General features: G+C 72.8%; 8 protein-coding genes. 3 read left to right on the forward strand and 5 right to left on the reverse strand.

Annotated elements, in window-relative coordinates; genetic code table 11:
• Window positions 1-144: 144 nt before the first annotated feature.
• The 3 genes from ACZ67Q_RS14110 (at window position 145) to ACZ67Q_RS14120 (ending at window position 4,163) form a co-directional block, all read left to right on the forward strand.
• A complete protein-coding gene (locus ACZ67Q_RS14110; RefSeq protein ID WP_471180910.1) occupies window positions 145-1,575 on the forward strand; it encodes a lipase maturation factor family protein in 1,431 nt (476 codons plus the stop codon).
• A 99-nt stretch (window positions 1,576-1,674) separates the two neighbouring features.
• Window positions 1,675-2,655 (forward strand): zinc-binding dehydrogenase, encoded by a 981-nt coding sequence (locus tag ACZ67Q_RS14115; protein ID WP_471180913.1) that lies wholly within the window; start codon window positions 1,675-1,677, stop codon window positions 2,653-2,655.
• Between the two features lie 125 nt (window positions 2,656-2,780).
• The gene (locus tag ACZ67Q_RS14120) at window positions 2,781-4,163 is read left to right on the forward strand and encodes a serine/threonine-protein kinase (protein WP_471180915.1); all 1,383 of its coding nucleotides are present in this window, start codon (window positions 2,781-2,783) and stop codon (window positions 4,161-4,163) included.
• A 141-nt stretch (window positions 4,164-4,304) separates the two neighbouring features.
• Here the strand turns inward: ACZ67Q_RS14120 and ACZ67Q_RS14125 are convergent, their stop codons facing one another.
• From ACZ67Q_RS14125 to ACZ67Q_RS14145, 5 genes are read right to left on the reverse strand one after another with little or no spacing between them, the layout of a single operon-like run.
• Window positions 4,305-7,319, reverse strand: coding sequence for an alpha-mannosidase (locus tag ACZ67Q_RS14125; protein ID WP_471180917.1), 3,015 nt, complete (start codon window positions 7,317-7,319; stop codon window positions 4,305-4,307).
• 29 nt (window positions 7,320-7,348) lie between these two features.
• Window positions 7,349-9,400, reverse strand: a complete 2,052-nt coding sequence (locus ACZ67Q_RS14130; RefSeq protein ID WP_471180920.1) for an endo-beta-N-acetylglucosaminidase — start codon at window positions 9,398-9,400, stop codon at window positions 7,349-7,351.
• On the reverse strand, window positions 9,397-10,653 hold the full coding sequence (locus ACZ67Q_RS14135; RefSeq protein WP_471180922.1) for a glycoside hydrolase 5 family protein: 1,257 nt from the start codon (window positions 10,651-10,653) through the stop codon (window positions 9,397-9,399). Before ACZ67Q_RS14135 ends, ACZ67Q_RS14130 begins: the two co-directional genes overlap by 4 nt.
• 47 nt (window positions 10,654-10,700) lie before the next feature.
• Complete coding sequence (locus tag ACZ67Q_RS14140; protein WP_471180925.1) at window positions 10,701-11,606, reverse strand: carbohydrate ABC transporter permease; 906 nt, start codon at window positions 11,604-11,606, stop codon at window positions 10,701-10,703.
• A complete protein-coding gene (locus tag ACZ67Q_RS14145; protein ID WP_471180927.1) occupies window positions 11,603-12,496 on the reverse strand; it encodes a carbohydrate ABC transporter permease in 894 nt (297 codons plus the stop codon). Before ACZ67Q_RS14145 ends, ACZ67Q_RS14140 begins: the two co-directional genes overlap by 4 nt.
• Window position 12,497 lies beyond the last annotated feature (1 nt).

The following is a 12,497-nucleotide window of genomic DNA, read 5'->3' on the forward strand; positions in this document are numbered from 1 at the left end:
GCCAGGGTTTGCCCGATTCTTCGACCGGGAGGTAGGGGGTGACGGCGGGCGGCTCGCCCTCGTACGGGTTACCCGGCCGGAGCCGTGGCACACGGAGCGTGACGATCGGGCGGCGGGACAATGGCACGAGAGGAGCGCCGAAGCGTGGACTGGTTCACCGCATCCGACTACTGGCTGAGCCGGCTGGTCTTCCAGCGGGCCCTGGCCGGTGTGTACCTGGTCGCGTTCCTCACGGCCGCCCTGCAGTTCCGTGCCCTGCTGGGCGAGCGCGGCATGCTGCCGATCCCGCGGTTCGTCGCCCGGGTGCCGTTCCGGCGGGCGCCGAGCCTGTTCCAGCTGCGCTACTCGGACCGTTTCTTCGCCGCGTGCGCGTGGGCGGGCTGCGCGGTGTCCGCCGCGCTGCTCGCGGGCGTGGACGGGTATCTGCCGCTGGGGGCGGCGATCGCGCTGTGGCTGGTGCCGTGGGTGCTGTACCTGTCGATCGTGAACGTCGGCCAGACCTGGTACGCGTTCGGGTGGGAGTCGCTGCTGCTGGAGACCGGGTTCCTCGCCGCGTTCCTCGGCAACGACGAGGTGGCGCCGCCGGTCGTGGTGCTGTTCCTGCTGCGCTGGATCCTGTTCCGGGTGGAGTTCGGCGCGGGCCTGATCAAGATGCGCGGGGACGAGTGCTGGCGGAAGCTGACCTGCCTGTACCACCACCACGAGACCCAGCCGATGCCGGGCCCGCTGAGCTGGTTCTTCCACCACCTGCCGAAGCCGCTGCACCGGGTGGAGGTGGCCGCCAACCACGTCACCCAGCTGATCGTGCCGTTCCTTCTGTTCACCCCGCAGCCCGTCGCGACGGCGGCCGCCTCGCTGATGATCCTCACCCAGCTGTGGCTGGTGCTGTCGGGCAACTTCGCCTGGCTGAACTGGATCACGATCGTGCTGGCACTGCCGGCGCTGCGGTTCCCGGACGGCGGCGCCCCGGCGTCGGCGCCCTCCGGCGCACCGCTGTGGTACGAGGTGGTGGTGCTGGCGGTGGCGGCGCTGCTGGTGTTCCTCAGCTATCACCCGGTGCTCAACATGATCTCGCGCCGCCAGGTGATGAACCGCTCCTTCGACCCGTTGCACCTGGTCAACACCTACGGCGCGTTCGGCAGCGTCAGCCGGATCCGCTACGAGGTGGTGGTCGAGGGCACCCTCGACGACGTGCCGCGCGAGGACTCCGACTGGCGGGAGTACGAGTTCAAGGGAAAGCCCGGGGATCCCGGGCACTGGCCGCGCCCGTTCGCGCCGTACCACCTGCGCCTCGACTGGCTGATGTGGTTCGCGGCGCTGTCCCCGGCCTACGCGGGAGCCTGGTTCGAGGGGCTGGTGGAGCGGTTGCTGGAGAACGACCGCGACACCCTGCGCCTGCTGCGCCGTTCCCCCTTCCCGCCGGACTCTCCCCCGCGGTACGTCCGCGCACGCCTCTTCCGTTACCGGTACACGACCTGGCGGGAGCTGCGCGAGACGGGCGCCTGCTGGGAGCGGACGTACGTGCGCGAGTACCTGCCGCCGACCCGGCTGGCCGGGGTGGCCCAGCGGACGTGAACCGCTCCGGGAATACCTCGTTTCGAGATAACCTTGACACCCAGGGATACCTCGTTTCGAGATACGGCCACCGCGCCGCACGACCGCCAAGGAGAGTCCATGGACGCCACCATGCGCGCCGTCGTCCTCGACGCACCGGGTCCGGTGACGCACCTGCACGTGCGCCGCCTGCCGCTGCCCGAACCGCCGCCCGGGTGGGTGCGCGTCAAGGTGGGGGCGTTCGGGCTGAACCGCTCCGAGCTGCACACCCGGCTGGGGCTCGCGGACGGCGTGACCTTCCCCCGGGTGCCGGGCATCGAGGCGAGCGGCACCGTGGACACCGATCCCGACGGGGTGCTGCGGCCCGGGCAGCAGGTCGCCGCGCTGATGGGCGGCATGGGCCGGGTCTTCGACGGAGGCTACGCCGAGTACACCGTCGTACCGCGGTCGCAGATCGTCCCCTTCACCTCCGACCTGCCCTGGGCGACCATCGGCGCGGTGCCCGAGACCCTCCAGACCGCCTACGGCTCGCTCACCACCGGCCTCGGCCTCGAAGCCGGGCAGACCCTCCTCATCCGCGGCGGCACCTCCGCCCTCGGCCTGGCCACCGCCACCCTGGCCAGGGACCTCGGCGCGAGGGTCCTCGCCACCACCCGCCGGCCCGAGCGCCTGAAGCACCTCGCCGACCACGGCGTCGACCATCCGCTCCTCGACGACGGGGACGTCGCCGCGCAGGTCCGCCGCATCCTGCCCGACGGGGTGGACGCGGCGCTGGAACTGGTCGGCACCACGACGCTGCCCGACACCCTGCGCGCCACCCGGGTGCACGGCACGGTCTGCTTCACCGGGATGCTGTCCGACGAGTGGACCGTGCGCGACTTCTACCCCATCTCCTACCTCCCGCGCGGCGTACGGCTCAGCGCGTACGGCGGCGACGCCGGCGACCTGCCGCCCGACGTGCTCCAGGGATACCTCGACCGGCTCGCCACCGGCGAACTCACCCTGGGCCCGGTGCACGCCTACGCGCTGGACGACATCCGCACCGCGCACCGGGACCTGGAGGAGGGCCGCAAGGTGGGCAAGCTGGTCGGCCTGCCCTGAGCCGGTGTCAGGACCGTTGCCGGGTGGGGGGAGGATAGGGCGCCCCGACCTGGGTACGCGTGTCGGGCACCCCCCGGTAAACGAGCGCCCGGCGCCCAGCGCCCCTTGACGCAGTGGGAGAACAGATGCGGTTCCGCCAGCCGGCTCCGGCACCGTCCCGGTGCTTCGCGGACATCCTCGCCGGACGGTACCGCCTGGACAGGCTCATCGGCTCCGGGGGCGCCGCCGACGTCCACCGCGCCCGGGACCTGCGTCTCGAACGTCCGGTGGCCGTGAAGGTCTTCCGCACCGGCGCCGACGCCGACCTGGAGGAACGGTTCCACAACGAGGCCGTGATCCTGGCCCGGTTGCAGCATCCCGGCCTGGTCACGGTCTACGACGCCGGCCGGCACGAGGGCAGGCCCTACCTGGTCATGCAGCTGATCGACGGCCCGACCCTGAAGCGGCGCATCGCCGCGGGCCCGCTGTCCCCGGGCGCGACGGCCGCCCTGGGATCCGGCCTCGCCCGGGCCCTGGCCCATGCGCACGAGGCGGGGATCGTGCACCGTGACGTCAAGCCCTCCAACATCATCCTGGACGCGTCCGGCCGGCCCCATCTGACCGACTTCGGCATCTCCCGGCTGCTCGACGCCACCACCCGCACCGCGCCCGGCTCACTCATCGGCACCGCCGCCTATCTGGCCCCCGAGCAGGTCCTCGGCCAGAACGTCGGCCCGGCCGCTGACGTCTACGCCCTCGGACTGGTGCTCCTCGAATGCCTCACGACCAGGCTGGAGTACGACGGCGCTCCGCTGGAGGCAGCGATCGCGCGACTGCACCGCGCTCCCGTGCTGCCCAAGTCCGTTCCGGAGGAACTCGCCGGGCTGCTGCGGGAGATGACCGCCCTGGACTCGGACGACCGCCCGTCGGCGCACGAGTGCGCCCGGACGCTGACCGCTCTGGCCGGCACCGACGGCCCCGGGTCCGCCCCGTCTCACACGGCCGTGACGAGCGTGGTGGCGGTGGCCGGCGGAGCAGCGGTCCGGGACCCCGACCCCACACGTCCCGGCCCGTCGCCGGCCGCGGGCGCGGCGAAGGGCCCGCGCGGACGCCGCCTGGTGGCCGGCGGAGCCGTCGCCCTCGCCACCGCCATGGCCGCCACCCTCGCGGTCGCCGACGGCACATCGCACGGGGGCAGCGGGGAGACGGCGACACGAGCCGTCAGCCGCCCCTCCCCGAAGGCGGCGAACACGTCCCACGCACGGCCCGAGGCGGCCCCCGCCGCTCCGGCCTCCCCCACCGGCGACGGAGCCCCGCGGCTCCGCGACGCCGCCCTGGAGGTGAGTTCCCGTCCCGCCCCGGCCGGTCCGAGCCGGGAGCCGGTCACGGCCGGTCCGGGCCGGGAACAGGGCAGCAGTGGCAGGACCGGCCACGGCAGCGCGGCCTCACCGCCGCGCTCCGGCCACGGCGAGACACCGAAGAAGGCCAAGCTGCCCCAGCACAAGGCCCGCAAGAAGGGCAAGCACTGACCGGCCACGCCCTCGAGGTCATCCGGCGCCGGACAGGGCGTGCCACGTAACCGCAGTGACCGCCTCGGCGGGACGGGGCGCACCACCCGGACAGGCGCCCCGCCCCCGCTCACGCCGCGGGGAAGCCCCCCGCCCCCCCACTCACCCCCTGCGCAGCCGCAGCGTGACCAGTTCGAACGGCCGCAGGCGTACGGCGATGCGGCCGCCGTCGACGGCAGGTGCCGGGGCGTCCGGCAGCGGGCGCTCCAGCAGGTCGGTGACCGTGACCTCGGCGAGCGGGAAGCCGGCGGTCAGGGTGGCGCGGGTGCGGCCGCCGTGGGCCTCGTGGAAGCGGACGACCACATCGCCGCTGCCGTCGTCGGCGAGCTTCACCGCCGTGATCACGACCGCGTCCCGGTCGGCGGTCACCAGCGGGGCGACCTCGCCCGCGCCCGTCAGCCGCCGCTCGGGCAGATTGATCCGCCAGCCCTCGCGCACCGCGTCGCCGATCCCGGCGCCGGGCACCAGCGCGTGCCGGAAGCGGTGCACGCCCTGGTCGGTCTCCGGGTCGGGGAAGCGCGGGGCGCGCAGCAGCGAGACGCGCACCGTCGTGGTCGTACCGCCGTCGGCGCGGACCGTGCGGGTGACGTCGTGGCCGTAGGTGGAGTCGTTGACGATCGCGGCGCCCCAGCCGGGCTCCTCCAGGTGGACGAAGCGGTGGTTGCACGCCTCGAACTTGGCCGCCTCCCAGGAGGTGTTGGTGTGGGTCGGGCGGTGGAAGTGCCCGAACTGCGTCTCGGACGCGTACCGTTCGGCATGCACGTCGAGCGGGAAGGCCAGCTTCAGGAACTTCTCCGTCTCGTGCCAGTCGACCTCCGTGTCGATCAGCAGCCGCCGCTCGCCCGGCGCCAGGGACAGCACCTGGGTGACCTTCGAGGAGCCGAAGGAGCGTGTCACCCGCACCGACCGCCCGTCCTCGCCCGCCGTGACCGCGTCGGCTTCGGTCAGGTCGGTGACCGTGTTGCGGTAGAACCTGTCGACGTCCCAGGCGTCCCACATGTTCGGGAAGTCCGGGTGCAGCTGGAGAAGGCCCGCCGCCTGCCCCGGCGCGAGGGCCTCCCGGTCGGCGTCGACGTCGTACACGGAGACGACCAGACCGCGTCCGTCGATCTCCACCCGCAGATGTCCGTTGCTCAGCACATGCCCGCCGCCGGTGCGGTCCTCCCGGGTTGTCTGGCCCTCGGTCGCCGGGGTCCCGGCCCCGCCGGCCGGGACACCCGAGCGGGTGTGCGGGGCCGCGTTGAAGACCAGTGGCACCTGCCCCTCACCGGCCAGGGCGCGCTGGGCGGCCTCGATGATGCCCGTCAGTTCGGCGGCGACGCGTTCGTAGGTGGCGCGGGCCTCGCGGTGCACCCAGGCGATCGACGAACCGGGCAGGATGTCGTGGAACTGGTGCAGCAGGACCGTCTTCCAGACCCGGTCCAACTCCTCGTACGGATACGGGAACCCGGTACGCACCGCCGCCGTCGCCGCCCACAGCTCGGCCTCCCGCAGCAGGTGCTCGCTGCGCCGGTTGCCCTGCTTGGTCTGGGCCTGGCTGGTCAGGGTCGCCCGGTGCAGTTCCAGATACAGCTCGCCGACCCAGACCGGGGGCTCGGGGTACTCGGCCTCGGCCTTGGTGAAGAAGTCGTGCGGCGCCTCCCACACCACCGACGGCGAGCCCTCGAGGTTCTTCAGCCGGGCCGCCTTCGCGATCATCTCGCGGGTGGTGCCGCCACCCCCGTCGCCCCAGCCGGTCGGGGCGAGGGAGTGCCGGGCGACGCCCTTGTCCTTGAAGTTGCGCTCGGCGTGGGCGAGTTCGCTGCCCTTCATGGAGCAGTTGTAGGTGTCGACGGGCGGGAAGTGGGTGAAGATCCGGGTGCCGTCGATGCCCTCCCAGCGGAAGGTGTGGTGCGGGAACCGGTTCGTCTGCGACCAGGAGATCTTCTGCGTCAGCAGGTACTTCGAGCCGGCCGCCTTGATGATCTGCGGCAGTCCGGCCGCGAAACCGAAGGTGTCCGGCAGCCACGCCTCGTCGTTCTCGATGCCGAACTCGTCGAGGAAGAACCGCTTTCCGTGCACGAACTGCCGGGCCATGGCCTCCGAACCGGGCATGTTGGTGTCCGACTCCACCCACATGCCGCCGGCCGGCACGAACCGCCCCTGAGCCACCGCCTTCTTCACCCGCGCCCACACCTCGGGCCGGTGCTCCTTCACCCACGCCCACTGCTGGGCCTGCGACATGGCGAAGACGAACTCCGGCTCGTCCTCGATCAGGGCGGTCATGTTGGAGGTGGTGCGGGCGACCTTGCGGACGGTCTCGCGCAGCGGCCACAGCCACGCCGAGTCGATGTGCGCGTGCCCCACCGCGCTGATCCGGTGCGCGGAGGGGACGGCCGGGGCGGCGAGGACGTCCGCCAGCTCGGCGCGGGCGCGGGCCGCGGTGCCGTTCACGTCCTGCAGGTCGACGGCGTCCAGGGCCCGCTCCACCGCGCGCAGCACGTCCCAGCGGCGCTGCGCGTCCACCGGCAGCTCGGCCATCAGCTCGCCGAGCACTTCCAGATCGAGCACCAGCTGCCACACCTCCTCGTCGAAGACGGCGAGGTCCATCCGGGTCAGCGTGTACTGCGGCTCGCTGCCGGCGGTCTCCTTGTCGCCGAGCTGGGTGGGCACGAAGGGGTGGTAGTCGAGGATGACGGGGTTGGAGGCGGCCTCGATGTGCAGCCGCACCTCCTCACCGCCCTCGACGGGCGCCCCGATGCGCACCCACTGGTTGCGCGGGTTGAGGCCCTTCACCGGGGTGCCGTCGGGCCGGTAGACCAGGCCCTCGCACTGGAAGCCGGGCATGTTCTCGTCGAAGCCGAGGTCGAGCAGGGCTTCCACGGTCCTCCCGGCCCACGCCTGCGGGACGGTGCCGGTGACCCGGAACCAGCTGGTGCCCCACGGAGCACCCCAACGGGCGCCGACCGCGATCGGCTCGGGCGTCGCGGCCAGGCCCTCCGCGACCGGTACCGGCTCGCCGGGCGCGTGCCACACCGCCACGTCCAGCGGCACGGACTCGGGGTGAACGGCGGGGCGGATGCGCTCGTCGAGGACGCGCTTGAGGCGGGCTTCGACCAGGTTGCGGTCGTCATGCATGCGGGTGCTCCGTAATCGTCCGCGGGTGGTTACCAGGGGTGGGTCAACGTCGCGGGGGCCGACGAGGTGTACAGCTCCCCCACCGCGCGCACTTCGAACCGTGCGGCGCGCTCGCCCTGCTCGGGCCGCAGGCCGGCGGCGTGGAAGGCGCACTGTCCGGTGGCGCCGAGGAAGCGGCGGGTGCCGTCGGGCAGGACGCGGCGCAGGGTGTACTGGCGTACGTCGCCGCCCGGCCGGTTCCACGCGAGGCGCACGTCGCCGCCGGCTGCCGCGGTGACACGGAAACCGGTGGGAGCGGCCGGTGTGGAGCGGGCGGTGCGGACGGCGAGCCGGCCGATCCGCCAGCGGACGGGTCCGCCGCCGGCGGGGGTGAGCCGGATCCCGAGGCCGCGCAGGGTCCCGCCGGTCAGTCCCGTGAGCGGCACGGTCACGGTCCGCCAGCCGTTGACCACCCTGCCACCGGAAGCCCTGTTGACGCCGCTCACAGACACAAAGGTGTACGGCGGTGGCGTGCCCGGCGTGCCCGGCTCCGCGGTGGCCACACCCAGCTCCACGTCCACCGCCCCGGCGTCGACCCGATGGGTCACCTCGACAACCGAGTTCACAGCCAGCGGCAGCCGTGTCGCGTACAGCTCGATCACCACCGCCTCGTCCAGTTCACCGCCCTCGCTGTCGACGAGAACGCTGCTCCCGCCCAGCCAGGCGTCCGTGAAGTCGAAGGAGACGGCGGGCCGCCGCCCCGCCGTGTGCACGGCCCACCGCCGCGACGGCAACCGGTCCTGGAGCCCGAGATGGTTCCAGGGTGCGTCGGCGGCGACCACCCCGTCCTCGTACCAGCGCAGCCCGTGCCCGGTGTTGAAGACGCTGGCGAACGGCAGGGACGTCACTGCCGAGCGGTCGGCCACAAAGGTCGCGGGCGCCCGCCACGGGTCGGCCGGATCGGGCCGCGTCGGGTCCAGCGCCCGCCCGGTCCAGAACCGGTCGTCGGCCGCGTGGAAGTCGCCGGGGCCGCGCCGGTCGCCGGGGAGGTGGTTGCGGGTCCACTCCGGCCGGTAGAAGCCGATCGAGGTGACGTGGTCCGGCCCGCTCGGCACGACCGCGTCCCAGTTCACGGGCGTGTTCCAGCCGTTCGCCTCCACGTCCACGCCCGCCCACAGGTCGTAGCGGCTGCGGCCGAGCCGCTCCGCGGTGGCCCCGGAGGAGGCGAGACCGGCCGTGCTCCAGCCGAAGTTGACGAACATGTCGTCGGCGGCCATGAAGAAGGGCTGGTTACGGCTGGTGAGCGCGTTCTGCCAGTCGACGCCGCCGTCGACGGTCATCGCGTCGTACCAGGTGACCCGCTGTCCGCGCGCCGCGCTCAGCGTCCTCAGTTCGCGCACGAAGCCGAGCATGTCCGCCCCGAGCCCGCTGTCGCCGCCGCCCGTCTCGGCGTTCAGGAACCACCCGTCGAAGCCGTACGCGGCGGCGACCGCGACGAGTCGCTCGGCGAGCGGGTAGTGGCCGGCGGGGTCCTTCTGCACCAGGTCGCGGGTCCAGCGCAGCTGTCCGCCGTAGGCGGCGGGCGGCAGGAAGACGTTGCCGAGGACGGGCACGCCGTGGCGGTGGGCGGCGTCCACGATCGGCGCGTTGGGCGCGAGGATGAGGCCCTCTCCCGCCGAGCCGCCCCAGAAGACCAGCTCGTCGATGTACGCCCAGTGGGTGAGGGCGTAGTAGTCGGCGGTGGCGGAGCCCTGGGAGGGGTTGCCCGACGTCGGCCCGAAGGAGACCAGCGCCTGGACGCGGGCCTGCCCGGGGCGGGCGGTGGTGTTGGCCGGTGCCGGGGTGAAGCGGGGTGCGAGCGGGACGGAGGCCGCGTTGAAGGCGAGGTCGGGATCGGTGGCCGGGCGCCAGGACTTCAGGCTGCGCCAGGTGATGCCGGGACCGGGGCTGCCGGCGGGCAGGGAGTCCGGATACCAGTAGGAGGCGTACGGCTGGAGCGACGCCGCGGCCCCGGGAGTGGCCCGGGCGGGCAGCGGCGGCAGGAGCGCGCCGGCGCCGGCGGCCCCGGCGGCGAGCAGGACGGTTCGTCTGGTGGGGTTCACGAGCGGGTGCCTCCTTGTGGGGTGGGGAGTACCTGTTCGGGAGCGACGACCTCGGTGATGCCCCGCGCGGCCAGATGGGCGGTGTCCTGGGTGCGGGTGTCGAGGACGGTGGTGGGGCGGGCGCCGTCGGCGACGAGCCGGAAGAAGGCGTCGAAGACGTGTCCGCCGGGAGCGCAGCGGGAGCGCAGTGCGGGGTCGGCCGGGACGACGAGGGCCGTGGTGCGCGGTGCGGGCGTGTCCCGGGGTGTGCGGGCGGCCCGGGCGAGGACGCGTGCGGTGTCCTTGGGCCGGCGGTCGTTGGTGAGCAGCCCGAGACCGTACTCGAGGTCGGGGAAGTCGGCGAGGGAGCGGGAGACGTCATGGGAGCACCACCAGGTGACGCCCCACAGGTCGGGGCAGTCCAGGGCGGCGGCGATGGTGGCCTCGGTGAACGCGGCGGCGTGCTCGGGCGGGATCAGGGGGGCGGGGGCGCCGACCTCCTGGAGCCACACCGGCCGCGCCGGATCGTCGGCCCAGGCCTTGCTCAGCTCGATCAGATAGGCGGCGTGGTGTTCGGTGGGGATGCCGGTGCGGCCGTGCCGCTGGGCGGTGCCGTTGAAGACCCAGGAGTGGACGGCGGTGACGGCGCCGTGGCGGGCGGCCTGGGCCGGGGTGAAGGGCTGGTCGTCCTGGTACCAGGTGGCGTCGTACTCGGCGTGCAGGTGCAGCCGACCGGGGGCGCCCTTCTCGCAGGCCGCGAGCATGCGCTCCAGCCAGGCGTCGATCTGGTCGGCACCGGCCCGGTCGGGGTCGGGGTGGGGGCCGGCGGAGAACTGGTTGACCTCGTTGCCGAGCGTCATGCCGAGGAAGGCGGGGCGGTCGGCGAGCGCGGAGGACAGGGCGTGCAGGTAGGCGGCCTGGCCGTCGAGCACCTCGGGGTCGGTGAAGAGGTTGCGCCGGTGCCAGGTGCGGGTCCAGGCGGGCAGGAAGTCGAAGCTGCTCAAGTGGCCCTGCAGACCGTCCACGTTGACGCCGAGGCCGCGTTCGGCGGCCGCGTCGACCAGGTCGAGGAGCTGCTCGATCGCACGGGGGCGGATCAGGGCGCGGTCGGGCTGGAAGTAGGGCCACAGCGGGAAGACGCGGACGTGGTCGACGCCGAGGGCGGCGATGGAGTCGAGGTCGGCGCGGACGGCGCCGGGGTCGTAGTCGAGCCAGTGGTGGAACCACCCTTCGCTGGGGGTGTAGTTGACGCCGAAGCGCGGGGCAGCGGGCATGTGCGAGGTCCTTGAGGGGGTCCTGGACGGCGGGCTTCGAGAAGGGTTCAGCCCTTCACCGCGCCCTCGCCGACCCCGCGGAAGAAGTACCGCTGGAGGCAGGCGAAGAGGACGATGAGCGGGGCGACGGCGATGACGGTGCCGGCGGCGACGAGACGCTCGTCGTTCGCGAACGTGCCGTGCAGGTAGTTCAGGCCGATGGTGAGGGTGAAGCGGGACGGGTCGCTGAGCACGATCAGCGGCCACAGGAAGTCGTCCCAGGCGCCCATGAAGGCGAAGATCGCGACGACGGCGAGGGTGCCCTTGACCGCGGGCAGCGCGATGCGGGTGAAGCGCTGCCAGACGTTGGCGCCGTCGACGAACGCGGCCTCCTCGATCTCGTACGGCAGGTTCAGGAAGGCGTTGCGCATCAGCAGCACGTTCATCGCACCGATCGAGCCGGGCAGGACGACGCCGACGAGGGTGTTGTTCAGACCGAGTTCGCGCATGGTCGTGAACTGGGCGATGACGATGCCCTCGACCGGGACCAGCATGGCCAGGATGAAGGCGAGGGTGGCGGCGCGCCGGCCCCGGTAGCGCAGCCGGGCGAGCGCGTAGCCCGCGAGGGCGGAGCCGACGCAGTTGGTGACGACGTTGGCGGTGGCGACCTTCAGCGAGTTCAGGGCGTAGTCCCAGACGGGGATGGTGTCCGCGACCCGCTCGTAGTTGTGCAGGGTGGGGTGCTCGGGCAGGAAACGGGGCGGGGAGCTGAAGATGTCCTCGGTCGGTCCCTTGAGGGAGGTCGACAGCTGCCACAGGAACGGGCCGACGGTCAGCGCCAGCACGGCGAGCAGCAGGACGTAACGCCAGGCCAGCTCCCACACCCGGATCCGGCGGCCGTGTTCGTCGGTGAGGCGGGGTTCGCGGGCCGCCTCGGCGGGCGGCGCGGGGGGTGCCTTGTCGAGGACGCTCACCGGTCCTCCTTCCGGTCGGCCCGCAGCACGAGCAGCATCAGGGCGACGGTGACGACGAAGACGACCAGGGAGATCGCGGAGGCGTAACCGACGCGGCCGGCCAGGCCGGTGCCGGTGCGCTGGACCAGCATGACGAGGGTGGTGTCCTCGCCGGCCGGGCCGCCGCTGGGGCCGGCCATCAGATACACCTCGGAGAACACCTTGAACGCGGCGACCGAGGACAGCGCGCCGACCAGCACCATCGTGGACCGCACGGCGGGCACGGTGACCGTGAAGAAGCGACGGACCGCGCCAGCCCCGTCCACGGCGGCGGCCTCGTGCAGCTCGCGCGGCACGTTCGCGAGCGCCGCCAGATAGATGATCATGTAGTAGCCGAGGCCCTTCCACACGGTGACGGCCATGGCGCTCAGCAACAGCAGCCACTGGTCGCTGAGGAAGCCGATCCGGCCGATGCCGACCGTCTCCAGCAGGGAGTTCGCCAGGCCGCGCTCGTCGAGCAGCCACACCCAGATCAGGCCGACGACGACGATCGAGGCGACCACCGGGGTGTAGAAGGCGGACCGGAAGAAGGCGATGCCGGGAATGTTCTTCTGCACCAGCAGGGCCAGCAGCAGCGGCAGCACGACGAGAGCGGGGACCACGCCGACGACGTAGAGGGCGCTGTTGCGCAGGCCGATCCAGAACATGTCGTCGTGGAGCAGCTCACGGAAGTTGGCGAGCCCGACGAACTGCCCGGGGACCAGGGTGCGGCGGTCGGTGAAGGCGTTGATCACCGTGGAGAGGAACGGCCACAGGATGAACGTGCCGATGATCAACAACCCGGGTGCGGCGAACAGCCAGGGACTGGTGGGCAGTTGGCGCCGCACCCGGGAGACGGTGGAGCCGGCCATG

It is taken from the genome of Streptomyces sp. NPDC036813, from assembly GCF_055609245.1.